Source organism: Bradyrhizobium sp. SZCCHNS2022, from assembly GCF_032377575.1.
GTDB lineage: Bacteria > Pseudomonadota > Alphaproteobacteria > Rhizobiales > Xanthobacteraceae > Bradyrhizobium > Bradyrhizobium aeschynomenes.
This window is the reverse complement of the sequence record NZ_JAUHHZ010000001.1, coordinates 1,824,947-1,850,024: the sequence shown is the minus strand read 5'-3', so window position 1 is coordinate 1,850,024 and position 25,078 is coordinate 1,824,947. Positions and strand designations below refer to the sequence as shown.

Genomic DNA, 25,078 nt, shown 5'->3' with positions numbered 1-25,078 from the left:
GGAAGTGAACGCAAGCAGCGCATGGCGGAGTTGGCCGGGTTGCAGAAGCGGCCGCCGCGAATGCGCCGAAACACGGCTCGTGCGCTTGTCCGGGCAGCCCTGCCTCACCATCTGTAGGGCATGCGGACGCATGCTATCTGCGCGTCGGTTTGCCGGGAGTTCACGCATGACCCTTCCCCAGGATACGATTCCGCCCGAGCTCGAGCGCATCAAGTCGCAGATGAGCGCGGCCGTGCGTGCGCATTGGAAGGCCTTTCTCATCGAAGGCATCCTGCTCGCGGTGCTCGGCCTGCTCGCGATGGTTCTCACCCCGCTGGCGAGCCTCGCGGTGACGATCTTCCTCGGCTGGATGTTCCTGATCTCGGGCATTGCCGGGCTGGCGCTCACCTTCTGGGCGCGCGGCATGCCCGGCTTCTGGTGGTCGCTGCTATCTGCGGTGTTGGCCATCATTGCCGGATTCATCCTGGTGGCACAGCCGGTCCAGGGCACGCTCACGCTGACCGTCGTGGTCGGCGTCTATTTCCTCGCGGAGGGCGTCGCCACCATCATGTATGCGCTGGAGCACCGGCGCGAGCTATCAGGACGCTGGTCGTGGCTGGCGATTTCGGGGGCCGTCGACATCGCGATCGCCGGCATCATCATCTCCGGCCTGCCGGGCACGGCGACGTGGGCGATCGGCCTGCTGGTCGGCATCAACCTGCTGTTCGGCGGGCTGTCGATGATCGGCATGGCGCTCGCGGCGCGCAACGCCTGAGGCCGAGAGGTCTCGATTTTCCGGATGACAAGCGGCCGCGCGGCCGCTATAGAGCCTGTCATGATCACCGTCGCCACCAGCTATTATTGGTACTTTAGCTACGACAGCTCGCTGGCGGCGGGAGGATCGCGCTCAATCTGACACATTGCAGCAAGATATCCGAACGAGCCGCCAGACCTGGCGGCTTTTTTATTGCCGGCAGGTGCCCACCAAGACACGCAGGAGCCCGCCGTGCTGAGCACCACAGACGATCTTCGTATCAAGGAAATCAAGGAATTGAGCCTGCCCGTGGAGGTGATGGGCGAGATTCCGCGGACCCTCACCGCCACCCGGGTGGTGATGGCCGCGCGCAACGCCATCCACGCCATCCTGACCGGGAGCGACGACCGCCTGCTGGTCATCGTCGGCCCCTGCTCGATCCATGATCCCGACGCCGCGATCGACTACGCCGGCCGGCTCGCGGCGCTGCGCGAGCGCCTGGGCGATCGGCTCGAGATCGTGATGCGGGTGTATTTCGAGAAGCCACGCACCACCGTCGGCTGGAAGGGCCTGATCAACGATCCCGATCTCGACAACTCGTTCGACATCAACAAGGGCCTGCGCCTCGCGCGCAGCGTGCTCTCGGCGGTCAACAATCTGGGCCTGCCAGCCGGATGCGAATTCCTCGACATGACGACGCCGCAATACATCGCCGATCTCGTCGCCTGGGCCGCGATCGGCGCCCGCACGACCGAGAGCCAGATCCATCGCGAGCTGGCCTCCGGCCTGTCCTGCCCGGTCGGCTTCAAGAACGGCACCGACGGCAACATCCGCATCGCCACGGATGCGGTGAAGTCGGCCGCGCACCCGCATCATTTCATGGCGGTGACCAAGGGCGGCCGCTCCGGCATCGCGGCGACGACGGGGAACGAGGACTGCCACATCATCCTACGCGGCGGCAGCGGCCCGAACTACGACGCCGGTCATGTCGAGCAGGCCTCGGCCGAGCTGATCAAGGCCGGCCTGCCGGCGCGGCTGATGATCGACACCAGCCACGCCAATTCGAGCAAGAAGCCGGAGAACCAGCCGCTGGTGGCTGCCGACATCGCGCGCCAGCTGACCGATGGCGAGCAGCGCATCATGGGCGTGATGATCGAAAGCCATCTCGTGGCGGGCCGGCAGGACGTCAAGCCGGGCGTGCCGCTGACCTACGGCCAGAGCATCACCGACGGCTGCATCGGCTGGGACACGACGGTCGAGGTGCTGGAGCGGCTCGCCGAGGCGGTTGCGGCGCGACGGGCGCTGGGCCGCGAGGCCGTGCGAGAGCGCTCGGCCTAAGGCCCATTGGCATGAATGAGCGGTGCGCCTCCGGCGCGCCGCTGGCCGCTCTCAGCAGCCGCGGCAGATGCTCTTGATCTTGCGATCGAGCTCGCGGTCTTCCTTGCTCATGCCGCTCATCGAACTGTCCTCGGCCTGCTCGGCCTTCGGCAGATCGCTCGGCCGCGGCTGGCGGCGCTTCTTCTGCATCTGCGTCGAGGGATCGCCGCTCGCGCCGCTGCTCTGCGCCAGCACGGCGCCATCGGTCACGAGGATCAGGAGCCCCATCGCGAGCGCAAGTTTCTTCATGTTGCTCCTCCGTGTCTGCGGATCGACTTCAGCGGAATCGCCGGGACACTTCATTCCCCGGCGGGCGGATAGAGGTGCGCCTCGCCGCAATAGTCAATCACACGATAGCGCGTTTGCGCAGCTGCGGCATGATCCTGCTCAACAGAATCCTCGGCAGTGAGGTATTGCGGCCCCACCGGCGCCTTGCCGTGGCCGCCGGGAATGTCGAGCACATAATCGGGCTGGCACAGGCCGGAGACGCGGCCGCGCAGCGTCCGGATCAGGGCCTGTCCCTGCGCCAGCGTCGTGCGCAGATGCGCGGTCCCGGGTGCCAGATCACCATGGTGGAGATAATACGGCTTGATCCGCGTCTCGACGAAGGCGCGCATCAGGGCCTCCAGGGTCGCCGCATCGTCATTGACGCCGCGCAGCAGCACCGACTGGCTGACCAACGGAATCCCTGCGTCGACAAGCCGCGCGCAGGCGGTGCGCACCTCGGCGCCGAGCTCGCGCGGATGATTGGCATGCAGCGCGATCCAGGTTGCCGCATTCTGCACCTTCAGCGCATCGACCAGCGCCGACGTGATGCGCCGGGGATCGGCGACCGGCAGCCGTGTATGGATGCGGATGATCCGGACGTGCTCGATATCAGCGAGATCGGCCATGATCTCCTTCAGCCGCCGCGGCGACAGCATCAGCGGATCGCCGCCGGTGAGGATGACCTCCCAGATTTCGCCGTGCGCGCGAATATAGTCCAGCGCGCCGCGATAGGCGTCCTCCGACAGCGCATTGTCCTTGCCGGGCCCGACCATCTCGCGGCGGAAGCAGAAGCGGCAATACACCGCGCAGACATGCACGAGCTTGAGCAGCACGCGATCGGGATAACGGTGCACGATGCCCGGCACCGGCGCATGCGCGTCGTCGCCGATGGGATCGCCGCGCTCGCCGGGTGTCGCGACCAGCTCGTCGGCCGACGGCACGAACTGGCGCGCGATCGGATCGTCGGGATCGTCGGCGTCGATGAGGTCGGCCAGATGCGTCGTCACCGCCACCGCATAGCGTTCGGCGACGCGCTCCAGCACGGGCTGATCAGCGGGCGCGACGAGGCCCTGCGCGACAAGATCATCGGCGCTGCGCAACGTCGTCGGTCGCTCGATTCTGTTCATCGCTGCTCACCTGCCGGCGGCGTCCATACCACCTGATCGATCCTGACAGCGCCGGCCGCCAGCATCACCAGCCGGTCGAAGCCGAGCGCGACGCCGCTCGCCTGCGGCATCGCGGCCACGGCGGCGAGGAAATCCTCGTCCAGCGGATAGCGCTCGCCATAACGCCGCTGCTTCTCCGCCATCTCGTCCTCGAAGCGGCGGCGCTGCTCGGCCGCGTCCGTCAGCTCGCCGAAGCCGTTGGCCAGCTCGACGCCGCAGGCATAGACCTCGAAGCGCTCAGCGACGCGGGGGTCGCCGGCCTTCACCCGCGCCAGCGCGGCCTCCGGCGAGGGGTATTCATACAGCACCGTCAACCGCCCCTGCCCGAGATGCGGCTCGACATGCTCGACCAGCAGCTTGCTGAACAGGTCCGACCAGGTGTCGTCTGCGCTGATCCGGACCTTGCCCGCAGCGGCCGCCGCGAGCGCCTCACGGTCTCCCGTCCGGTCACGGATGGTGGCCAAGAGGTCGATGCCCGCATGGCGGGCGAAGGCTGCCGCCACCGTCAACAGCTCGGGCTCGGCGAACGGATCGGCGGTCCGGCCGCGGAAAGCGAACTGGCGGATACCGGTCGCCTGGGCGGCATGGGCGATCACCACGACCGTATCGGCCATGATGGCGTCGTACGGCGCCTCGGCGCGATACCACTCCAGCATGGTGAATTCCGGCAGGTGCAGGTCGCCGCGCTCACGGTCGCGGAACACGCGGGCAAACTCGAAGATCCGGCGCTCCCCGGCCGCCAGCAGCTTCTTGCAGGCGAACTCCGGCGAGGTCCTGAGATACCGCTGGCGCTGGGTTCCATCAGCCGCCGTCAGTGCCGTGGCGGGGGCGTGCAGATGGGTCTCGTTGCCCGGCGACACCTGCAGGATGCCGGTCTCGACCTCCATGAAGCCCTGCTCGTCGAACCAGGCCCGCAGCGCACGGACGATGGCGGCCCGCGCCTGGAGAAACGGCCTGACGTCGGCATGCCGCTGCAGCGACCACCAGGGCGAAGGCGCGGGCTCCCGGACCATCAGGGGATCGCCCGCCGGGGGCGCAAAAGACTGGCAACCCCGGACAAAATCAGTATGTTGCCGCCCGAAACCGCATCCCGCGTCACGTGGCGCCCCGGCCCTGCCCGGCGCCCTCTTTTCAGTGTCAGGAAAACAGCTTTGAAAGTCATCGCCAGCTCTATTCGCAAGGGTAACGTCATTGAGCAAGATGGAAAGCTCTATGTCGTCGTGACCGCCGAGAACATCCATCCCGGCAAGGGCACCCCGGTCAGCCAGATCGAAATGCGCCGAATCAGCGACGGCGTGAAGATCTCCGAGCGCTTCAAGACCACCGACCAGGTCGAGAAGGCAACGATCGAGGAGCGCAACTTCACCTTCCTGTACGAAGATGCCGACGGCTTCCACTTCATGAACCCGGAGACTTACGACCAGGTCCAGGTGCCGAAGGACGTGGTCGGCACGCAGGCGGCCTATCTCCAGGAGAACATGACCGTCAAGCTGTCGATGCACGACGTGGTGCCGGTGGCGATCGCCCTGCCCCAGCGCGTCACGCTCGAGGTCGTCGAGACCGAGCCGGTCACCAAGGGCCAGACGGCGTCGTCGTCCTACAAGCCGGCGGTGCTGTCGAACGGCGTCCGCACCGGCGTGCCGGCGCACATCACGGTCGGCACCCGCATCGTGGTGATGACCGAGGACGGCTCCTATTGCGAGCGCGCCAAGGATTGACGCATGATGGTGCGCGCAGCGATGGCATGATCTGACGCCGGGGGGCGTGGGGATTGGGGGCAAGGATCACCTTTATCACCGCAGCCCTGGCGGCGGTGATCACGCTGGCCGCGACCTCCGCGGGACGCGCGGCCGACTCCTTCGCCACGCCTGCCATCTCGCTTCAGCGCGCCGACTGGCGCGCAGCGCTCGACCAGCTTCGCTCCGAGCTCACGACGGCACCTGACGTCGCAGCCGATGTCGCGCTGTCGGCGCGCCGGCGCGACGTCAGCAGCGATGACCCGCGCCGACGGCCCGCTTTGGTCCAGCTCAACGGCGTGACCTCGACCGTCTTCACGGGGATCGGACGCAGTCCGGTCCCCGTTTTGCTGCCGCTCGACACGTCAGCCTATCTGAGCGCGCGCCGGCGCGGCGCGGTCGATCCGCAGACCCTGCCGCGCTACCAGGCCGACTTCCAGGCCGACCTGTTCGATGCCGGCCCCTCCGGCTACGACGCCGTGTTCTCGCTTGCACCGGAGGTGACCGCCGGCCTGCCGTCGCGGATCTTCGCCAAGCCGGTCGAGGTCCAGATCACCGGCTCGCTCATCACCTACGACATCGCCGATCCCGCCGGCGGCAAGGGCGAGGGCGTGAAGGCGCTGTCGGCGCAATATCCCGACCTGCGCCGCTTCATCCGCGAGGGCTATGTCCGCTACGCCTTCACCCGCTTCGGCGTGCCCTATGTGGTCTCGATCCAGTGCCTCGACAGCGCACCGCGGCCGAAGCGCCTCGCGTGCCGCGAGGCGTATCCAATCGCCGAACGCTTTCTGAGGGCGCTGCGCGTCGCAGGCGGCCAACCGTCGCGCAACGCACCGGAGATCACGCCGATCGCCGCCGAGCGGCCGTCGGCGTTCGATGCCGACTTCACCTATCGTCCGGTCGGCGACATCGTCGTCAACTCGGGTGCGCGCGGCCAGGGCGGCCGCGCCGATCCGACCGCCTATTCCCAGATCCGCTATCCGCTCGACGCGCCGGCCTATGTGCATTCGCAATCGTTCGGCCGCCGCCGCACCAGCGACAAGTTCGACCAGCCCTGGAGCCAATATCCCTGGCGCGACAATTTCTGCGAAGCCCGCGACTTCAACGTCGGCCAGTGCGCCAGCGGGTTGGGCCACCAGGGCCAGGATCTCCGGCCCGGCGCATGTCCGGTCCGCCGCGACGGTCCCGACGGCTGCGATCCGTGGCGGCAGCGCGTGCTCGCGGTGCGCGATGGCGTGGTGATCCGGAGCGCCAGGCAACAGGGCGCCATCATCCAGGTCAACAGCGGCACCGAGCACGTCCGCTTCCGCTACATGCACATGAACCCGGCGGCGATGGACAAAGACGGCCTGCTCAACGGCCGCAGCCTTCGCGAGGGCGAGCCGATCGGCGTGGTGTCGAACTATCTCGACCATCCCAACGGCACCACGCGGCATCTGCATTTCGACGTCCAGCTGTTCACGCGCGACGGCTGGATCTGGGTCAATCCCTACATGACGCTGATCGCGGCCTATGAGCGTCTGATCGGCGGCCGCGGCCGCGAGGTCGGGGTGGAGATCGCGGCAACGCCGCCCCCGGCGACGACCGGGTCACTCGGAGCGCCGGCACAGGACTCGTCGCCGCTCGGCCCTGCCGCCGATGCCGCTGCCGGGCGCGACCGGAACTGAACGCAACCGCGACCGCGTGACCTGCCGGAACCGACCTCCACCGCTGCGGGTTAGCAGCCAGATGGAGGATGACGGATGACCACGCGCACGCTTGATCGCCGGACCGGATTGGCGCTGATATCGGCGGCCATCGCGCTGGTCTGCGTCGGGGCGCTCACCATGCTGGTGCGCGACCGCTGGCATCCGCCGGAGATCAAGTCCGCCGAGGCGGCCCGACACTCGATGACCGGCGAAGTCGCCCGCGCCGCCGGCGCCCGCGTGATGCCGACCGATCCACGCCTCGCCGTGGAGCCGAAGCCCGAAGGTCCTAAACGCGCGCAGCCGGCCAATCCGTTCTGAGAGCACGAGTCCCCCGCCTGCGGCAGAGGAATCGCACGTGGTCAATCTAAGTGTGTCGCGAAACCGTCTCCACATCGTCATGCCCGGGCTCCGTCCCGGGCATCCACGTCGTTCTCAGCATGCTGGACGACGTGGATGGCCGGGACAAGCCCGGCCATGACGACGCAGAGGGAGATGGGCGCAAAACATCGATCGCCATATACGATAGCCCTGCCGCCGGGGGGACGCGACGCCGTCAGCCGTCTCGCAGCCCGCAACCTGAAGCCATCGTCACGACTCAAGCCGACCACTTGTCCTCTTCACGCCGGTGCTCCTCGGCGTTGAGGCGCTCGGCGATCTCATGTGCCATCGCCTCGTCCTTCGTCGTGGCGATCGGCTTGCCGTTCTGACACCGCACCCGCTCCTTGTCGGCCTCGAGCGGGAAATCGTCCGGCTTGAGCGGCTCGTTCGCATCGGTCATGTGCGCCTCCTCGTCGTTTGAAGGCACAACTCGCACCGCTTCGTCGCGGTTCCCGACGACTCAGGAGGCCACGCGCGCCGGCCGCTCAGCCGGGGTCCAGCGGAACGCGACGCCATAGCGGTTCCAGAGGTTGATGACGCCGATCGCCGAGGTCAGGAACACCAGCTCCGCTTCAGAGAATTCCGCGCGCGCCAGCGCATAGACCTCGTCGCTCACGCCGCCCTCCAGCCGGGTCAGCGCCTCGGTGAAGGCCAGCGCCGCGCGCTCGCGCGCCGTGAACTGCGGCGCCTCGCGCCAGACCACGACCAGATTGATCTTGTCGACGGACAGGCCGAGCTTCTCGGCCAGCAGCACGTGGTGCTGCACGCAGAACGCACAGCCGTTGATCTGCGAGGCCCGGATCTTGACGAGCTCCAGCAACTGCTTGTCGAGCCCGGCCTTGGCCGCCTGCTGGCTGACCGCGAGAATGGCGTCGTAGAGCTCGGGCGCCAGACTCCTGAAATCGGTGTACTCGCTGCGCGCATGTGACATGGTCGGTTTCTCATGTTATCAGAGGTCTGATAACTTATCAGGGCTCTGAATATATGCGCAAGGCACGGATGTTGACGTCCTCGCGATCGCCTCGAAAGCCTCGCCCCGCGCGCCGGAAGGCAGCCGTCCGCCCGCCTCTCCCTGGCGAGGGCAAGCGCGGCGAGGACGGCCACCTCGCTTATCTGCTGCGCCAGGCGCAGGCGGCGGCGCGGCTCTCGCTGGATCGCGCGCTCACGGCGACCGGCCTCACCCATCCGCAATTCGTGGTGCTGACGATGCTGAAGGCCTATCCCGGTCTGTCCGGCGCCGACTGCGCCCGCGTCGCGCTGCTGACGCCGCAGACCGTGAACGTGATCATCGGCAACCTCGAACGCTGCGGCGCCATTCGGAGCACGCCGCACCCCATCCATGGCCGCGTGCTGCAATGGAGCCTGACCCGCCAAGGTATCGCACTGCTGACCAGGGCGCGCCGGCAGGCCATGGCGCTGGAGCGCAGGCTCGCGGGCGGTCTCGGCGAGCGGGACCTCGCGACCATCCGCCGCTGGCTGGCGCGCGTCGCCGTGGATCTCCACGAGGCGTAAAGGTTCCGGCCCGCTTGAGGGCTTTGCCGCCGACCCGCATCAGCGGGTAGAATGGGCGCCATGACACAGCCCGATTCCATGACCCGCCGCACCCTGCTCGGCTGCGGCCTCGGCGCCGCGGCGCTGCTCGTTCCGGCCTTGCCCGCCTCGGCCGCGCCCGCTGAATTCGAGGCCTGGCGCGACGGCTTTCGCAGCCGCGCCCTCGCCAAGGGCATTTCACAGGCGACCTGGACGCGGGTCATGGCGCGGCTCGAGCCCGACATGACCGTGTTCAAGGAGCTGCGCAATCAGCCGGAGTTCAAGGAGCAGCTCTGGCAGTACATCAACCGTCGCGTCTCCGACTGGCGCGTCATCAATGGCAAGGCGGCGCTGGCGAAGAACGAGGCGCTGTTCGCCCGGATCGAGAAGGATTTCGGCGTCGAGCGCGGCACGCTGCTGGCGCTGTGGGGCGTCGAGTCCGCGTTCGGCGATCCCCTGGTGCAGCAGAACCACATGCGCCCGGTGTTTCCGGCGCTCGCCGCGCTCGCCTGGAACGAGCCGCGCCGCAAGGCCTATTGGGAGACCGAGCTGACCAACGCGCTCAGAATCGTCGATCGCGGCTGGAGCACGCCGGACGAGATGCGCGGCTCCTGGGCCGGCGCGATGGGCCACACGCAGTGGATGCCCGAGGTCTGGCTCAATGTCGGCTTCGACTATGACGGCGACGGCAAGATCAACCCGTTCGGACGGCCCGACGATGCGCTCGGCTCGACCGCGCGCTATCTCGTCAACCGCGGCAAGTATCACCGCGGCGAGCATTGGGGCTATGAGGTGCGCGCCCCCGGCAACATGTCGGGCAGCAGGACCTACGCGGCCTGGCAGGCGGCCGGCGTCACCCGCGCCGACGGTCAGCCCTTCCCGCAGCCGAATGCGTCTGCGCAGCTCTGGATCCCCGTCGCGGGCGGCCCCGCCTTCCTGCTCGGTCCGAACTTCTATTCGGTGAAGTCCTACAATCCGGCGATGAGCTACGCGCTCGCGATCTGCCATCTCGGCGATCGCATCCTGGGCGGACCGCCGTTCCTGCAGCCCTTCCCCGGCTCCGAGCGCGCGCTGACGCTCGCCGAGGTGCAGGAGATGCAGAAGCGTCTCACCGCCGCCGGCTTCGACACCGGCGGCACCGACGGCCGCGTCGGCAACGACACCATGAAGGCGATCCGCGACTTCCAGGCCAAGGCCGGCCTCACGCCTGCCGACGGCTATGGCGGGCTGAAGGTGCTGGCGAAGCTGCGACAGGGCGGATGATGGCCGCACAGCGCCGCTACGTCGCGGTCGTCCTTGCCGTGCTGACGTTGTTCAGTCTCTCGATCGCCGGATTTGCGTATCGCTTCGATGCGCTGACCACGCCGGCGCATCTCGCGGGCCAGCAATCGGCTGAACGCGACAACATCATTCTCCCGGCCGATCTCCGCTACAACGCCGCCTTCAAGCGGGCGCGCATCGCCGAGCTGGCGCCCGACATCATTGTCATCAGCAGCTCTCGCGCCGGCACCCTGCGCGACTGGATGTTCGAGCCCTATCGCTTCTACAACGCCGCCTTCACCGCCTGGACGACGCGGCAGCTCGTCGACGTGTTCGAGCATCTGACCCGCGAGGTCCGGCCCCGCGCCGTCATCGTCGTGCTCGACTATTTCATGTTCACCGATGCCTGGGAGGATGCCTACGGCGCGCAGCGCACGATGGTCTACAGCTGGTCGCGCTACGTGTCGTTCAAGCTCGCCCGCCTGATCCGCGCGCTGCCGTCGCCGTCGGCCTTCCGCGAGCAGCGACGACCCGACGGCTTCCGCGCCGACGGCTCTTATCTCTATCCGCAGGACTTCATCGACACCGCACGCGAGAAATTCCAGACCGCGGCGCGACTGATCGAATCCTCGCCCGGCGCACCGCAGATGTCGGAGCGGCAGAAGGAGCCGGTCGCGCGACTGGCGGCGCTCGCGCGCGAGCGCAACGTCCGGCTCATCGCCGTCCAGCTGCCTTACGTGCGCGCCGCGGTCGACTATCTCGACCATGACGAGGCCTATTGGACCTATTCAGGCGTCTGGCGCGAGTTCGAAAGCCGGCAGACCGCAGACTGGCTGCGCGGTCTCGGCATCCCCTTCGTCGACCTCGCGCGCTCGGAGATTTCTGACTCGTCCCGCAACTTCATCGATGCCTTCCACCCTTCGGAGGATGGCATGGTCAGGGTGCGCGACGTCCTCGCACGGCAGCCTGACGTCCAGGCCGTGCTGCCGGAGCTGAAGCCGGCGCAATAGCCGACTCAGCCCTTGGCCGATCCCTCCCGCTGCGTGGCCTTGGGCGCCCGCGCCTTGGGCTGCGAGCCCGTCGCCGCCTTCACCCGGATGCGCACCGAGCCGCCACCCTTGGACTGCTCCTCGATCTCGAAGCCGCCGGTCTTGCGCACGAGATCGCTGAGCTTGCGGCAGCCATAGGTGCGCGGATCGAAGTCGGACACCAGGTTGGAGAGCTGCTTGCCGACCTCGCCGAGCGCGACCCAGCCGTCCTCGCTCTCCATCTGCGTGATGACCTTCTTGATCATCGGCAACGCCGCGCTGATCGGCAGCAGCGGCTTCGGCGCCGCGGCGCTGTCGGCATCCTTGCTGCTGCCGGCATCGCTGCGCAGATTCTCGGTGTAGATGAACCTGCGGCAGGCCTGCCGAAAGCTCTCCGGCGTCTTCTGCTCACCGAAGCCGAACGCGTCGATGCCCTGCTCGCGGATGCGCGCCGCGAGCCGCGTGAAGTCGCTGTCCGACGACACCAGGCAGAAGCCGTCGAAGCGGCCGCTGTGCAACAGGTCCATGGCGTCGATCACCAGCGTGATGTCGGAGGCGTTCTTGCCGGTCGTGTAGGCGAACTGCTGTTGCGGCACAATCGCATGTCGCGCCAGCGTATCGGCCCAGGGCTTGGAGCGCGGGCTGGAGAAGTCGCCATAGATCCGGCGCACGCTGGCCTCGCCGATCTTGGCGATCTCCTCGAACAGCCCGTCCACGATCTTGGCCGAGGCATTGTCGGCATCGATGAGGACGGCAAGACGCGGCGAGCGGGCTTCGGAGGGCATGGATCGGTCTCTCAAAGGCATCTGGTGTCGTACGTATCACGCTCGCCCGCTTGCGTCAGGCAAACTTTCTCTGCGGCTGCGGCGGAGACGCGTCTCCCGCAGAGTACCTTCATTCGCCGACGAGCAAGGCGGCCGCGTCCTTGGCGTATTCTCTCTGGCGGCCCCGAATCCATCGATGACCGTTCGTACACGAACAAATTGAGGGTTTCCGCCGCTATTCGGCGATCGTTTTCACCTTCCCTTAATTCGCACCGCACGACGATGCCGCGACCCAACGACGGGATCTGCGGCAGATGATGAAGGAAGGCACCTATTCCGCCTGGTTCAGGACCCCCAAGGGCCAGGGAACCGGCATCGTTGAGCTCGTTGGCGGCAAGGTCTGCGGCGGCGATACCGTGCTGAGCTACGCCGGAAGCTACGAGGCCCATGGCGATCGGTTTACCGCCATCATCAAGACCAAACGGCACGCCCCCGGACAGCCGTCGCTGTTCGGCCCGGACGAGCTGACGCTCAGCCTCGAAGGATGCTGCCGGGGCACGCCCGTCACCTGCTCCGGCTATGCCGCGGAAGCTCCCGACGTGCCGTTCGAGGCGCTTCTGCTGTTCTCGGCCTCCGACGACGCCGCGCCGCCGCCAGTTCCTCGGCCCACGCCGAAATTCAATCCCGATCAGCTGCCGAAGCCATCCTGGCGCTGATGTTCACGTCGCCCCGCGCGATCGTCATCGTGGCGGCTGTCCCCCCGCGCCCGAGTCCTCAGTCTTCGCGCGATTGATGCTAAAGGAATCGCTGCGCCGCTTGATCGTCGATATGTAAGCCTGCGAAAGCCCCGACGTGGTCCACAGCCGCTCGATCTCGCCCGGAGGGGCGTGATCGGATAGAAGGTCGATCGCCACGACCATCGCCGTGTCGCTCAAGGAACCAATCCACTGATCCTGCTGACAAGATCGAGAAAGCGTTGTGTGCGAACACCTTGCTTGTTTACGGCAAGATCGACCAGCTCGACCAATATCAGATGTTTGGATGGAACGACCACGACCAGCTGTCCGCCGTAGCCCACGGCATAAAAGCCGCTGACACCAGATCTTACGCTGCTGAAGGTCCACCAGAGATAGCCGTAGCCGCGTCCGGGCTGCTCGGTGTCCGAGAGACGGCTCGTCGAGTCCGTCACCCATTTCGACGGGATCAGTTGAGCCCCATTCCAGCGTCCGCCGTTCAGGAACAGCAGGCCGAACCGCGCCAGGTCGCGGGCGCTCATCCGGAACAGATAGGCCCGATGGACCGACGAAGACTCCCCCAAATACAGGCCATCGTAAGCGGAGAAATCCTCCATGCCGATTGGCCGGGCAATCCGCTTCTCGAAGCTCGCAAACACATCGTCGACGGAACGCTGATAGATCGTGCCGAGCGCGTTGAAGTCCCAGTTGTTGTAGTACCAGAAGCTGCCCGGCGGATGGCTCTCGCGCGCGGGCCGAAGCCGTTTCATCTCGGGCGTCTCATAGGCCGCGAGATGATAGACCCCGGAGCGCGCCATGAGCAGTTGACGAACCGTCGCGGTCTTCTCGACCGGCGAAAGGGCCGGCGGAATGTCGTCGATCTCGAGCGCGGCAAGTGTGCTGTCGAGGTTGATCCGGCCGTCTTCGACGGCAATGCCATACAACGCGCTCAGCAGACTCTTGCGGACGGACCGGACATTGACCTTCGCACCAAGGTCCCCGAACGAGGCAACAATGTCGTCGTCCCTGACCACCATGATCGCCGTCGGCTTCTGTTCGACCGCGAACTCCTGCACCTCGCGGGCGACGGATGCAGACCACGGCTTTTCGTCCGGTCCTGCCGCCTGCCAATTCCGACCCGGTTCGGCGTGCGCCCAACACGATCCCAGCAGGACGGCTCCGAAAACTGCAGGCAAACGTCGCATGGACCCTCCTCAGCCGGCTCGTCACAACTCAACGTAGGGAGCGTAGTGGACGACAGTTGGAAGGTACAGTGGTCACGGCCCTGCGCCTTGCCCGGTGCGCAACACGTACCGGCGCGCGATGATCAATTTCGTCTGCGGCATCAGTCGGATGCCGGCCATCACCGCACCGGCCGGAAGATTTCGCTTGCTTTTATTCCGAAAATCGGAAATAACATGAGTGTCCCGTCCTCATGAGAGGGGCGCTTCGCGATCGTCATGAACGTGGAGGGCGGGGTGCGGTGGCCGCGATCGTGTCGCAGCGTGCTCGATGCGCGCGGACGAACGGCAGGTTGCGGACGTGAAATCGCGTGGTCCTGGCGCCCCGACGCTGGCGCCAAGCCTTCGGGGGATGATGAGCCCGCGGGCGACGGTGGCTAACAAGCCGGACACCGGGGAGATCGCGTATAAGCGTGAAGACCACCGCGCAGGGAATGCCGGTTGACCGGCCTACCTGTGGTGACTGCCGCCTGCTTTTTGTTTGCAGGCGGGCCATGGGTGAGGCCTTCACCCGGCATTCCCTGCGCCCTCTCTTATCAAGAGGGTCATTGACGATACATCACTCGGGCGCGAATGCGCGGCGAGATCGAATGGTCGTGCTGCATTCGATCATGCGAGGCACGATGCGCGCCACACACCCCGCTGTCGTCCCGGCCCCCGAGCCGGGACCCATACCCACAGGGAGCGGTGTGAGGCAGGATCGCAATGGGCATCTCGTCCTCACAACATCCGCCGCGGCGTGGATCCCGGATCGGCGCTTCGCCGACGCGCGCGTCGTCGAAGCTTGTCCGGGACGACACCGTTGATGTTGCTCTACCTGATCATCGCCGGCCCATGATCCGGCACGGCAACATCCAGCACGCGCAGCTGGACGCGCTCGACGCCCTGGTAGCGGTCGACGGTCAGCGTGCCCGCGACATGCAGGACCTGGCCGCGATGCTGAACCAGGGCGTTGCCGAGCTTCTGGCCCACGCTGCGGAATGCGATCGCATTCACGGTGGCCCCATCGCCGGACTTGAAGCGCAGCTTGAGATGCGCCTGCCCGACCTCGTCGGCATAGACCAGCTGATGCGACGGCAGCGCCACGATCGGCTCGGGATTGCCGCTGCCGAACGGCCCCGCACGATTGAGCGTCGCCACCAGCTCCGGCGTCGCCGCGCGCGCGCTGATCGCCCCGTCGATCAGGATTTCGTTGACGTGACGCGCCTCGGCGACGTCGGCCGCGAGCGCGCTTTCGAGAAAGGCGCGAAACTCCGCCAGCCGCTCCTTGCGCAAGGTGACGCCGGCGGCCATCGCATGCCCGCCGCCCTTCATCAGGATGCCCTGCTCCACCGCGTGGCGAACCGCCTTGCCGAGATCGACGCCCGGAATCGAGCGGCCCGATCCGGTGCCGATGCCGCCAGGCTCCAGCGCGATCGCAAACGCCGGCCGCGCGAACTTTTCCTTGAGCCTGGACGCGACCAGCCCGACCACGCCGGGATGCCAGCCCTCCGACGCGGTCACGATCACCGCGCCCTTGTCCTCCAAGCCGAGCGAGGCCAGCGCCTCGGCCTCGGCCTGCGCCTCGGCGTGCTGCTCGATGATCCGGCGCTCGCTGTTGAGCCGGTCGAGCTCGGCGGCGATGCGCGCGGCCTCCGACACGTCGCTCTCCAGCAGCAGCCGCACGCCGAGATCGGCGCGGCCGATGCGGCCGCCGGCATTGATGCGCGGGCCCAGCATGAAGCCGAGATGCCAGGCCTCCGGCGGGCCATTGAGCCGGGCGACGTCCATCAGCGCGGTATGGCCGACATGGTCGCGCCGGCGCATCGCGATCAGGCCCTTGGCGACGAAGGCGCGGTTCAGCCCGATCAGCGGCGCCACATCGGCCACGGTGCCGAGCGCAACGTGATGCAGCATGCCGAGCAGGTCGGGCTCCGGCCGCGTGCTACTCCAGAAGCCGCGGCCGCGGAGCTCGCGATTGACGGCAACCAGCGTCACGAGAGTAAGCCCGACCGCGGCGAGATGCCCGAGGCCGGAGAGATCGTCCGGCCGGTTCGGATTCACCAGCGCCTCGACCTCCGGCAGCTCCTCGCCGCATTGATGGTGATCGATCACCACGACGGACATGCCCAGCCGCCGCGCTTCCGCGAGCGGCTCCAGGCTGGTCGTGCCGCAATCGACCGTCACGAGCAGCGTCGCGCCTTTGCTGGCCAGCGCGCGGATGGCTTCAACGTTGGGCCCATAGCCCTCGAAGATGCGGTCGGGAATGTGGATCAGCGGATCGAGCCCGCAATGGCGCAGATGCCACGCCAGCAGCGCCGCCGAGGTCGCGCCGTCGACGTCGTAGTCGCCGAAGATCGCAACCTTTTCCCCTTTCACCGCAGCATCGGCAATGCGCTGCGCCGCCGTCTCCATCTGCGTCACCGTGAACGGATCCGGCATCAGCTTGCGGATGGTCGGGTCGAGGAAGTCTTTGACTGCGTCGAGCTCGACGTCACGCCCGGCGAGCACCCGGGCCAGCATCTCCGGCAACTGATAGCGCTGCACGATGGCGAGCGCGCGTGCGGCGCCGCGCGCATCCAGCCGATCGCGCCACAGTTTGTTGGTCAGCGACAGCCGCACGCCAAGGAACGCCGGCGGGGCGCTCAGAGGCAAGGCAAGGGCGGACGGTGCCATCGGATGAAGGGCCTCGGGTGCGGTCTGGCGATTCGAATTCGACGGCGCGAATCTACAGCAAGTCGGCGGCGTCCACAGGCCCGGTCCAAGGAACCCACGGGAATCGCACTGCATCATCCGTGGAAATCAGGACCAGAGGGGGTCAGCTGATGACATATAATGCGGTCTGCCTAAAATTACAGCTGTGTTCGGGACCGTGCATTAAACAGCCGTTAGGCGAACTCCGTGACATTTCAATCAAATTATACCGAGTGATTGCTCGCAGTCTCCGCATCTCGACTGAGACAGCGATGATATGGAGTTGTTCAATGCTAGCCGCGCCTGAGCTGAAGACCTCCCCCTCGATTGCGCCCTCCCCCACGCCCCCCCAGGACGAGACCGACGTCTCGGCGCTGATCGCGCGGCTTACCGGCGAGGTCAATCAGATCGCCTGCGAGAAGACCAAGTCGATCCAGCAGATCACCAACCAGATGAAGATGCTGGCGCTGAACGCGCTGATCGAAAGCTCGCGAGTGGGCGCGCAAGGCGCGGGCTTTGCCGTGGTGGCTCAGGAGGTGCGGGCGGTTGGCCAGCTGGTCGAGACCATCGCGCGCGAGCTGGAAGGCCAGCTCACGACGCGCACCGGCAATCTCAAGAGCTCGATCGAGCGCATGACCGAGCGGGCGCGCGGCGAGCGCATGGTCGATCTGGCGCTCAATGCCATCGAGCTGATCGACCGCAATCTTTATGAACGCACCTGCGACGTGCGCTGGTGGGCGACCGATTCCGCCGTGGTGGATTGCGCGGCCGCACCCGATACCGACAGCGTCGCCCATGTCTCCGAACGGCTCGCGGTGATCCTGTCGGCCTACACGGTCTATCTGGACCTCTGGCTGTGTGATCCCAGTGGCAAGGTGATCGCCAACGGCCGCGCCGATCGCTACAACGTCGTCGGCCAGAGCGTCGCCGAGACCAAGTGGTTTCGCGAGGCGCGCGGCCTGCGCTCGGGCGACGATTACGTCGCGGGCGACGTCGAGTGCCAGCCGCTGCTCGGCAACGCCCAGGTCGCGACCTATTGCGCCTCGGTCCGAGAGGACGGCAAGGCCCACGGCAAGCCGCTCGGCGTGCTCGCCATCCATTTCGACTGGGAGGCCCAGGCGCGGGCGATCGTGCAAGGGGTGCGCGTCAGCGAGAGCGACAGGGCCCGCGCGCTGCTGGTGGACTCCAATCACCGCGTGATCGCATCGTCGGATGGCCAGGGCATCCTCAGCGAGCGGGTGTCGCTGAAGCTCGACGGCAAGCGCAGCGGCTTCTACCAGGATGCGTCCGGCCGCATGATCGCGTTCCACGCCACGCCCGGCTACGAGACCTACAAGGGGCTCGGCTGGTACGGCGTGATCGTGTCGGGCGCGTGAGGCGGAGGGATCAGCAGCCGAGCCGGTCGGCGATGCCGTTGAAGTCAGCGGCGACGATGTCCCAGGCGCCGGTGGCATCGAAGTCGCGGGTCTGCAGCGGGCCGTATTCGGTGGGGCGGGCGACGAAGGCGGTCTTCAAGCCGTAGCGTTGCGCAGCTTCGAGATCGTTGTTGTGCGCGGCGACCATCATCACCTCGCCGGGCGCAAGACCAAGCAGACGCGCGGCGCCGAGATAGGTCTCGGGGTCGGGCTTGTAGTGCGCGAACAGCTCGGCTGAGAGGATCAGGTCCCACGGCAGGCCTGCGAACTTCGCCATGTTGGTAAGCAGCGCGACGTTGCCGTTGGAGAGCGGCGCAATGATGTATCTGGACTTCAGCCGGGTCAGCCCGGCGACACTGTCCGCCCACGGATGCAGCCGGTGCCAGCCGCGGGTGAGATGATCGAGATCGGCCTCGTTCAGGCCGGTGATGCCGAGCTGGGCGACGAGCGTCTCCAGCGAGCGCCGGTGCAGCACGTCGAGGATGACGTAGCCGCGCTCGGGGTGCCTGCGGACCTCGTCCATCGAGCCGACATAGAGCCCGCGCCAGCCATCGACCAGCGCGGTCCAGTCGCCCTGAATGCCGCGGGTCTTCGACCACGCGGTGAAGTCGTCGATCAGGCTGGTCCGCCAGTCGACGACGGTGCCGAATACGTCGAACACCAGCGCCTTGACCATGGGCAGCTCGGACATGGCAGCGCTCCGCCGTCAGTCGAGGTGGAACTTCTCGAGCTGCCGGTGCTCGGCGCGGATGTAGCGCACGGTGCCGGTGACCGAGCGCATCACGACCGTCTCGGTCTCGATCACGCCGTCCTTGCGGAACTTGACGCCGGAGAGCAGCGAGCCGGTGGTCACGCCGGTGGCCGCAAACAGGCAGTCGCCGCGGGCCATGTCCTCGATGCCGTAGATCATCTTGGGGTCGCCGACACCCATCTTGTGGGCGCGCTCGCGCTTCTCCTCGGTGTCGAGGATCAGCCGGCACTGCATCTGGCCGCCGATGCAGCGCAGCGCCACCGCAGCCAGCACGCCCTCGGGCGCGCCGCCGGTGCCGAGATACATGTCGACGCCGGTGTTGTCGGGATCGGCGCAGTGAATCACGCCAGCGACGTCACCGTCGGTGATCAGGCGCACGGCGGCGCCGGTCGAGCGCACGCCCTGGATGATGTCGGCGTGGCGCGGACGGTCCAGCACCAGCACGGTGATCGCGCCGGGCTCGACGCCCTTGGCCTTGGCGAGCCGGCGGACATTGTCGGCCGGGCTGGCATCGATGTCGACCACGCCCTTGGCGTAGCCGGGACCGACCGCGATCTTCTGCATGTAGACGTCGGGGGCGTGCAGCAAGGTGCCGCCATCGGCCATCGCCATGGTCGCGATCGCGCCGGGCATGTTCTTGGCGCACAGCGTGGTGCCTTCGAGCGGGTCGACCGCGATGTCGACCTTCGGGCCGGCATTGAGGCCGACCTTCTCGCCGATGTAGAGCATCGGCGCCTCGTCGCGCTCGCCCTCGCCGATCACGACCGTGCCTTCAATCGGCAGCTTGTTGAGCTCGCGGCGCATCGCGTCCACGGCCGCCTGGTCCGCCGGCTTCTCCTGGCCATGGCCGCGCAGCCGCGCCGCCGACACCGCCGCGCGCTCGGTCACGCGCACCAGCTCCAGCGTCAGGATGCGCTCGAGCAACAATTGCTGCGGGACGGAAATCTGCGTCGACATCGGTCAACTCCTCAAGACGTCAAGGCGGCTCACCGCCATCAAATTCTACCAGCCGGATGCCGCCGTCGGGGGCAACTCACGGTTCGGCGGGCCGGCCCGGATGGCCGCTCCCAGCCGCTCGATTCCACCGGTTTGAGCATGAACCTAACCCAAACGCCACGCGTTTGTTTGAGCAGGGACAACCGGTTCCCTGCGCATCCCAGATTAATTCTTCTCGATCCGGATCACCTGCGGCTTGCCGCTGATGACCTTGTCGCGCTGCACCGCCTGAAGCGCCTTGTGCACGGCGTCCTCATGCGTCGCATAGGTGATCAGGATCACCGGCACGGGCCCGCCCTTGGCGCCGGCCTTCAGCGGCTCGCTGCCGTTGGGGTGGCGCTGCACGATCGATTCGATCGAGATCTTCTGCTCGGCCAGACGGGTCGCGATCGTCGCGGCGGTGCCGGCATGGTCGCGCGCCATCAGGCGGATGTAGTAGCCGCCCTCGTGCCGCTCCATCGGCGCCTTCTCGGTCGCCTGCAGCTTGTCGACCGGACGGCCGAACGGCGCCGCGCGGATGCCGCGCGCAACATCGGCGATGTCTGCCACCACGGCGGACGCCGTGGCCGCGCCCCCTGCTCCCGGACCAACCAAGGTGATCGGCGGAATGCCCTCGCCGTCGATCGTGACCGCATTGGTCACGCCCATGACCTGGGCGATGGAAGAGGATTTCGGCACCATCGTCGGATGCACGCGCTGCTCGATGCCCTTGGCGGTGCGCACGGCCACGCCCAGCAGCTTGACGCGGTAGCCGAGCTCGGCGGCCGCCTTCAGATCCTCCGGCGCAATCGAGGAGATGCCTTCCACGTAGATGGATTTTTCGGCCACCTGGGTACCGAAGGCGAGGCTCGCCAGGATCGCCAGCTTCTGCGCGGTGTCGTGGCCATGAATGTCGAACGACGGATCGGCCTCGGCGTAGCCCAGGCGCTGGGCGTCCTTGAGACACTCGTCGAACGACAGGCCCTCCTGCTCCATCCGGGTCAGGATGTAGTTGCAGGTGCCGTTGAGGATGCCATAGACGCGGCTGATGCCGGTGCCGGCGAGCCCCTCGCGCAGGGTCTTGACGACCGGAATGGCGGCGCCCACGGCCGCTTCGAAGTTCAGCGCACCGCCATGCTTCTCGGCGGCCTTGGCGAGCTTCAGGCCATGCTTGGCGATCAGCGCCTTGTTGGCGGTGACCACCGACTTGCCGGCCTTGAGCGCGGTATCGATCGCCGACAGCGCCGGATCGCCGGCGCCGCCCATCAACTCGACGAAGCAGTCGACCTCCGGATCAGCGGCCAGCGCCAGCGGATCCCTAGCCCACTTGATGCCCGAGAGATCGACGGCGCGCTTCTTCTTCGACCGCGCCGTCACGGCGACGACCTTCACCGGCCGCCCTGTCCGCTCGGTGAGCACGCGCCCCTGCTGCTCGATCAGACGAACGACTTCGGCACCCACGGTGCCGAGGCCCGCGATGCCCACTCTCAGGGGTGCGACCATGGAATCAAAGAACCTGTCGAAAGGAACGTATGGGAGGGTTCAGCGCCGGTTGGCGATGGGAACGACGTTGTGCAACGTTTCGATGCCGCTTTCAAGGAAGCGGCGAACGTTGCGCGCGGCCTGCCGAATGCGCTGCTCGTTCTCGACCATCGCGATGCGGACATAGCCTTCGCCATGCTCGCCGAAGCCGACGCCCGGCGACACCGCGACGCCGGACTTCTCGACCATGAGGGTCGCGAACTGCATGCTGCCGAGGGTCTTGAACTTCTCCGGCAAAGGCGCCCAGGCGAACATCGAAGCCTCGGGGGACGGAATCTCCCAGCCGGCCCGGCCGAACGACTCGACCAGCGTATCGCGGCGCTTGCGATAGACATCACGCATCTCGCGGATGCAGTCGTCGGGGCCGTTGAGCGCGGCGGTGGCCGCCACCTGGACTGGGGTGAAAGCGCCGTAATCGAGGTAGGATTTCACGCGCGCGAGGGCGGCGATGATGCGCTCGTTGCCGACGGCAAAGCCCATGCGCCAGCCGGCCATCGAGTAGGTCTTCGACATCGAGGTGAACTCGACGGCGACGTCCATGGCGCCCGGCACCTGCAGCACCGATGGCGGCGGGTTCTTGTCGTCGAAATAGACCTCGGCGTAAGCGAGGTCCGACAGGATCAGGATCTCGTGCTTCTTCGCGAATGCGACGAGGTCGCGATAGAAATCGAGGCTGGCGACATAGGCCGTCGGATTGCTCGGATAGCAGACGATCAGCGCCAGCGGCTTCGGGATCGAATGAATGATCGCACGCTCGGCCGCCTCGAAGAATTGCGGTGTCGGTTCCGACGGCACCGACCGGATCACACCGCCCGCCATCAGGAAGCCGAAGGCATGAATCGGATAGCTCGGATTCGGGCAAAGGATCACGTCGCCCGGCGCGGTGATCGCCTGGGCCACGTTGGCAAACCCTTCCTTGGAGCCGAGCGTGGCGACGATCTGGGTGTCGGGATTGAGCTTCACCCCGAAACGACGGTCGTAATAGGCGGCCTGCGCCCGGCGCAAACCGACGATGCCGCGCGAGGCCGAGTAGCGGTCGGTCCGCGGCTTGCCCAGGGTCTCCTTGAGCTTCTCCAGCACATGCGGCGGCGCCGGCAGATCCGGATTGCCCATGCCGAGATCGATGATGTCGGCGCCGGCGTTCCGCGCGGCCGCCTTGGCCCGGTTGACCTGCTCGAACACGTAAGGCGGCAGACGGCGGATGCGATAGAAATCTTCCATGGGTCTCTCGGCTCCGGCAACCGGGGGCGGATCAGCCAGCATCGCTGGCACGGTGGCGGCGCTGCCCTGAAATCCGTGCTAGAACATGAACTTAGCACGGCCACGCGGCCTGGCTGGCGACGACACGCTGAGGTGCGGTTGATTCCGGTGTTTTATCATGGACACCGCGCCACGCCAGACAATTACGTCGCCCGTCCCGACCGCTTAGCGGTCCCTGGCACCGGGCTGTCCCGCCGACGCCTGGCGGTCGCGGGCAGCCTTGAGCTCCTGCTCGATCTGCGCTCGCTCCTCCGGGGAGATCATCCGCGTCTCGCGCTCGCGCGGAACGTCGTTGACCGGGAGATAGCCCCCGGGCTCCTTTGGGCGCACGATGGCGTCAGCTTCCAGCGACGGCATGTCGGCAATCGGGCTGGAACAGCCGGACAGCGCCAAGGGGGTGCAAAGCACCACGCTCGCTGCAAGGGCTCGCGCCCACCTCCTCCGCCCCTGATCCGCCGACGTCACGCCAAAGTCCTCACTGACTCCACAACCGCCAGCCGCAATGCGGTGCATTTTGCCGCAGCACAACCCATTGTCACTCGAAAGGTTGGCGGCTTGAACAGGAATTTCGACCGCCTATGAGATCAGTATGACCGAAGCAAGAGACTTTTTCGCAACGCAACACGTAGAAATCGAATTTGCCGCAAACTCGCGGATTGTTGATCTCGCGCGGTGACGAAACGATTCCGACGCGATAGTGTAAGATTGCCATGACCGACGTTCCGAACAACACCAATTCACAAAAAACATTCGACGCCGAAGCCTTCGCGACGAACATCGCGAGAGCAATGGAGACCAGCGGCAAGGCCCTCGCTGCCTATCTCAAGCCGCGAGAGACGGGGGAGGTTCAGGACCGGCCGCCGACCGAGCTTGCCGAGGTGGTGAAGTCGTTCACGGCGGTCGCCGACTACTGGCTGTCGGACAAGGATCGCGCCAGCGACATCCAGACCAAGATCGCGAAGGGCTATCTCGACCTGTGGGGCTCGGCCTCGCGGCGCCTTGCTGGCGAAGAAGCGCCTCCGGCGATCTCTCCGTCGCCGCGCGACAAGCGCTTCGCCGATCCGGAATGGAAATCGAACCAGTTCTACGATTTCGTCATGCAGGCCTATCTGCTGACGACGCAATGGGCGCAGGATCTGGTCCACAATGCCGAAGGACTCGATCCGCACACCCGCAAGAAGGCCGAGTTCTACGTCAACCAGATCACCAACGCGCTGGCGCCGTCGAACTTCGTCCTGACAAACCCCGAGGTGATGCGGCAGACGGTGGCCACGAGCGGCGACAATCTGGTGCGGGGCATGCAGATGCTCGCCGAGGACATCGAGGCCGGCAAGGGATCGCTCAAGATCCGCCAGTCAGACCCCGGCAATCTCGAGGTCGGCGTCAACATGGCGACGACGCCGGGCAAGGTGATCTTCCAAAATGAGATGATGCAGCTGATCCAGTACGCGCCGTCGACGGAGACCGTGCTGCGGACGCCGCTGCTGATCGTGCCGCCCTGGATCAACAAGTTCTACATCCTCGACCTGCGACCGGAAAAATCCTTCGTCAAATGGTGCGTCGATCAGGGGCTCACGGTGTTCGTGATCTCCTGGGTCAATCCCGACAAGAAGCTCGGGAATAAGACCTGGGAGGACTACATGAAGGAGGGCCCGCTCACCGCGATGGACGTCATCGAGAAGGTGACGGGCGAGATGAAGGTGCACACGCTCGGCTATTGCGTCGGCGGCACCATGCTCGCGACCACCCTGGCCTGGCTTGCCGACAAGCGCCGCCAGCGTGTCACCTCCGCGACCTTCCTGGCTGCGCAGGTCGATTTCACCCATGCCGGCGATCTCCTGGTGTTCGTCGACGAGACCCAGATCTCGGCACTCGAGCGCGACATGCAGGCCGCAGGCGTGCTCGAAGGCAGCAAGATGGCGATGGCCTTCAACATGCTCAGGTCGAACGACCTGATCTGGTCCTATGTCGTCAACAACTACCTCAAGGGCCAGCCGCCGCAGGCGTTCGACCTGCTGCACTGGAATTCGGACGCCACCCGCATGTCGGCGGCCAATCATTCCTACTACCTGCGCAACTGCTATCTCGAGAACCGCCTGACATCGGGCACGATGGTGCTCGACAACACCCTGCTCGACCTCTCCAAGGTGAAGGTGCCGGTCTACAATCTCGCGACACGGGAGGACCACATCGCGCCGGCCGATTCCGTGCTCTATGGCTCGCAGTTCTTCGGCGGCCCGGTGAAGTACGTGCTGTCGGGCTCCGGCCACATCGCCGGCGTCGTCAACCCGCCCTCGTCGGGCAAATACCAGTACTGGACCAACGACCAGATCCACGACATCTCGCTGAAGGACTGGATCAAGGGCGCGCAGGAGCACAAGGGCTCGTGGTGGCCGGATTGGCGCGCATGGCTGAGCGAGCTCGATCCGGAAGAGGTTCCCGCACGCGGCGTCGGCACCGAGGCCTATCCACCGCTCGAGGACGCTCCCGGCTCCTATGTCCGCGTCCGCGCATAGCGCTGTCCCCCGCAATTGACTATAACCGCTCCGTCCCGCCGGGA

25 protein-coding genes are annotated in these 25,078 nt (G+C 66.6%); 11 read left to right on the top strand and 14 right to left on the bottom strand.

The window, feature by feature from the left end:
• Nucleotides 1-166 precede the first annotated feature (166 nt).
• Together QXZ94_RS08130 and QXZ94_RS08125 are read left to right on the top strand one after the other, a co-directional pair.
• Nucleotides 167-754: an HdeD family acid-resistance protein gene (locus tag QXZ94_RS08130; RefSeq protein ID WP_315719986.1), complete on the top strand. Its 588-nt coding sequence runs from the start codon at nt 167-169 to the stop codon at nt 752-754.
• 231 nt (nt 755-985) lie between these two features.
• Nucleotides 986-2,071, top strand: coding sequence for a 3-deoxy-7-phosphoheptulonate synthase (locus tag QXZ94_RS08125; RefSeq protein WP_315719985.1), 1,086 nt, complete (start codon nt 986-988; stop codon nt 2,069-2,071).
• Between the two features lie 51 nt (nt 2,072-2,122).
• On the opposite strand, the gene QXZ94_RS08120 is transcribed toward QXZ94_RS08125, so the two are convergent.
• Genes QXZ94_RS08120 through epmA form a run of 3 tightly spaced genes read right to left on the bottom strand, consistent with a single transcriptional unit; the run spans nt 2,123 to nt 4,556 of the window.
• Nucleotides 2,123-2,359 carry a hypothetical protein gene (locus tag QXZ94_RS08120; RefSeq protein WP_315719984.1) on the bottom strand — a complete coding sequence of 79 codons (237 nt, stop codon included), beginning with the start codon at nt 2,357-2,359 and terminating at the stop codon, nt 2,123-2,125.
• Nucleotides 2,360-2,409: 50 nt separating this feature from the next.
• Nucleotides 2,410-3,504 carry a lysine-2,3-aminomutase-like protein gene (locus tag QXZ94_RS08115; RefSeq protein WP_315719983.1) on the bottom strand — a complete coding sequence of 365 codons (1,095 nt, stop codon included), beginning with the start codon at nt 3,502-3,504 and terminating at the stop codon, nt 2,410-2,412.
• On the bottom strand, nt 3,501-4,556 hold the full coding sequence (gene epmA, locus QXZ94_RS08110; RefSeq protein WP_315719982.1) for an EF-P lysine aminoacylase EpmA: 1,056 nt from the start codon (nt 4,554-4,556) through the stop codon (nt 3,501-3,503). Before epmA ends, QXZ94_RS08115 begins: the two co-directional genes overlap by 4 nt.
• A 138-nt stretch (nt 4,557-4,694) precedes the next feature.
• Between epmA and efp the strand changes: the two genes are divergently transcribed.
• The 3 genes from efp to QXZ94_RS08095 all read left to right on the top strand — a co-directional run bounded on the left by efp (nt 4,695) and on the right by QXZ94_RS08095 (nt 7,285).
• Nucleotides 4,695-5,261, top strand: coding sequence for an elongation factor P (gene efp / locus QXZ94_RS08105; protein WP_172109165.1), 567 nt, complete (start codon nt 4,695-4,697; stop codon nt 5,259-5,261).
• Between the two features lie 53 nt (nt 5,262-5,314).
• A complete protein-coding gene (locus QXZ94_RS08100) occupies nt 5,315-6,946 on the top strand; it encodes a M23 family metallopeptidase (protein ID WP_315719981.1) in 1,632 nt (543 codons plus the stop codon).
• A 75-nt stretch (nt 6,947-7,021) separates the two neighbouring features.
• Nucleotides 7,022-7,285, top strand: coding sequence for a hypothetical protein (locus QXZ94_RS08095; RefSeq protein WP_315719980.1), 264 nt, complete (start codon nt 7,022-7,024; stop codon nt 7,283-7,285).
• Between the two features lie 277 nt (nt 7,286-7,562).
• Here QXZ94_RS08095 and QXZ94_RS08090 read toward each other — a convergent pair whose 3' ends face one another.
• Both QXZ94_RS08090 and QXZ94_RS08085 read right to left on the bottom strand, forming a co-directional pair.
• Nucleotides 7,563-7,745, bottom strand: coding sequence for a hypothetical protein (locus QXZ94_RS08090; RefSeq protein WP_315719979.1), 183 nt, complete (start codon nt 7,743-7,745; stop codon nt 7,563-7,565).
• A gap of 60 nt (nt 7,746-7,805) precedes the next feature.
• Nucleotides 7,806-8,276 (bottom strand): carboxymuconolactone decarboxylase family protein, encoded by a 471-nt coding sequence (locus tag QXZ94_RS08085; RefSeq protein ID WP_172109173.1) that lies wholly within the window; start codon nt 8,274-8,276, stop codon nt 7,806-7,808.
• Nucleotides 8,277-8,329: 53 nt separating this feature from the next.
• On the opposite strand from QXZ94_RS08085, the gene QXZ94_RS08080 reads away from it, so the two are divergent.
• Genes QXZ94_RS08080 through QXZ94_RS08070 form a run of 3 tightly spaced genes read left to right on the top strand, consistent with a single transcriptional unit; the run spans nt 8,330 to nt 11,145 of the window.
• Entirely contained in the window at nt 8,330-8,857 is a 528-nt protein-coding gene (locus tag QXZ94_RS08080; RefSeq protein ID WP_409998738.1) for a MarR family winged helix-turn-helix transcriptional regulator, read from the top strand.
• A 60-nt stretch (nt 8,858-8,917) separates the two neighbouring features.
• Nucleotides 8,918-10,138: a lytic murein transglycosylase gene (locus QXZ94_RS08075; protein ID WP_315719977.1), complete on the top strand. Its 1,221-nt coding sequence runs from the start codon at nt 8,918-8,920 to the stop codon at nt 10,136-10,138.
• Nucleotides 10,135-11,145: a hydrolase gene (locus QXZ94_RS08070; RefSeq protein ID WP_315719976.1), complete on the top strand. Its 1,011-nt coding sequence runs from the start codon at nt 10,135-10,137 to the stop codon at nt 11,143-11,145. The genes QXZ94_RS08075 and QXZ94_RS08070 overlap by 4 nt, the downstream gene beginning before the upstream one ends.
• A gap of 5 nt (nt 11,146-11,150) precedes the next feature.
• Here the strand turns inward: QXZ94_RS08070 and QXZ94_RS08065 are convergent, their stop codons facing one another.
• The gene (locus QXZ94_RS08065; RefSeq protein ID WP_315719975.1) at nt 11,151-11,948 is read right to left on the bottom strand and encodes an NYN domain-containing protein; all 798 of its coding nucleotides are present in this window, start codon (nt 11,946-11,948) and stop codon (nt 11,151-11,153) included.
• Between the two features lie 293 nt (nt 11,949-12,241).
• Here QXZ94_RS08065 and QXZ94_RS08060 point away from each other — a divergent pair, with 293 nt between their 5' ends.
• Nucleotides 12,242-12,643 carry a hypothetical protein gene (locus QXZ94_RS08060; RefSeq protein ID WP_172131909.1) on the top strand — a complete coding sequence of 134 codons (402 nt, stop codon included), beginning with the start codon at nt 12,242-12,244 and terminating at the stop codon, nt 12,641-12,643.
• Between the two features lie 24 nt (nt 12,644-12,667).
• Here QXZ94_RS08060 and QXZ94_RS08055 read toward each other — a convergent pair whose 3' ends face one another.
• From QXZ94_RS08055 to recJ, 3 genes are all read right to left on the bottom strand, one after another.
• Complete coding sequence (locus QXZ94_RS08055) at nt 12,668-12,862, bottom strand: hypothetical protein (protein WP_315719974.1); 195 nt, start codon at nt 12,860-12,862, stop codon at nt 12,668-12,670.
• Nucleotides 12,859-13,866 carry a serine hydrolase gene (locus QXZ94_RS08050; protein WP_315719973.1) on the bottom strand — a complete coding sequence of 336 codons (1,008 nt, stop codon included), beginning with the start codon at nt 13,864-13,866 and terminating at the stop codon, nt 12,859-12,861. Before QXZ94_RS08050 ends, QXZ94_RS08055 begins: the two co-directional genes overlap by 4 nt.
• 849 nt (nt 13,867-14,715) lie before the next feature.
• Entirely contained in the window at nt 14,716-16,557 is a 1,842-nt protein-coding gene (gene recJ, locus QXZ94_RS08045) for a single-stranded-DNA-specific exonuclease RecJ (RefSeq protein WP_315719972.1), read from the bottom strand.
• Between the two features lie 308 nt (nt 16,558-16,865).
• Here recJ and QXZ94_RS08040 point away from each other — a divergent pair, with 308 nt between their 5' ends.
• Nucleotides 16,866-17,951, top strand: a complete 1,086-nt coding sequence (locus QXZ94_RS08040) for a methyl-accepting chemotaxis protein (protein ID WP_315719971.1) — start codon at nt 16,866-16,868, stop codon at nt 17,949-17,951.
• A gap of 10 nt (nt 17,952-17,961) precedes the next feature.
• Here QXZ94_RS08040 and QXZ94_RS08035 read toward each other — a convergent pair whose 3' ends face one another.
• The 5 genes from QXZ94_RS08035 to QXZ94_RS08015 form a co-directional block, all read right to left on the bottom strand.
• Nucleotides 17,962-18,681, bottom strand: coding sequence for a haloacid dehalogenase type II (locus QXZ94_RS08035; protein WP_315719970.1), 720 nt, complete (start codon nt 18,679-18,681; stop codon nt 17,962-17,964).
• A 15-nt stretch (nt 18,682-18,696) separates the two neighbouring features.
• On the bottom strand, nt 18,697-19,698 hold the full coding sequence (gene glpX / locus QXZ94_RS08030) for a class II fructose-bisphosphatase (RefSeq protein WP_172109193.1): 1,002 nt from the start codon (nt 19,696-19,698) through the stop codon (nt 18,697-18,699).
• A 204-nt stretch (nt 19,699-19,902) separates the two neighbouring features.
• On the bottom strand, nt 19,903-21,219 hold the full coding sequence (locus QXZ94_RS08025) for a homoserine dehydrogenase (RefSeq protein WP_315719969.1): 1,317 nt from the start codon (nt 21,217-21,219) through the stop codon (nt 19,903-19,905).
• A 39-nt stretch (nt 21,220-21,258) separates the two neighbouring features.
• The gene (locus QXZ94_RS08020) at nt 21,259-22,479 is read right to left on the bottom strand and encodes an LL-diaminopimelate aminotransferase (protein ID WP_015666831.1); all 1,221 of its coding nucleotides are present in this window, start codon (nt 22,477-22,479) and stop codon (nt 21,259-21,261) included.
• Between the two features lie 204 nt (nt 22,480-22,683).
• Nucleotides 22,684-22,929: a hypothetical protein gene (locus tag QXZ94_RS08015; RefSeq protein ID WP_315719968.1), complete on the bottom strand. Its 246-nt coding sequence runs from the start codon at nt 22,927-22,929 to the stop codon at nt 22,684-22,686.
• Between the two features lie 299 nt (nt 22,930-23,228).
• Between QXZ94_RS08015 and QXZ94_RS08010 the strand changes: the two genes are divergently transcribed.
• The gene (locus QXZ94_RS08010) at nt 23,229-25,034 is read left to right on the top strand and encodes a class I poly(R)-hydroxyalkanoic acid synthase (RefSeq protein ID WP_315719967.1); all 1,806 of its coding nucleotides are present in this window, start codon (nt 23,229-23,231) and stop codon (nt 25,032-25,034) included.
• Nucleotides 25,035-25,078 lie beyond the last annotated feature (44 nt).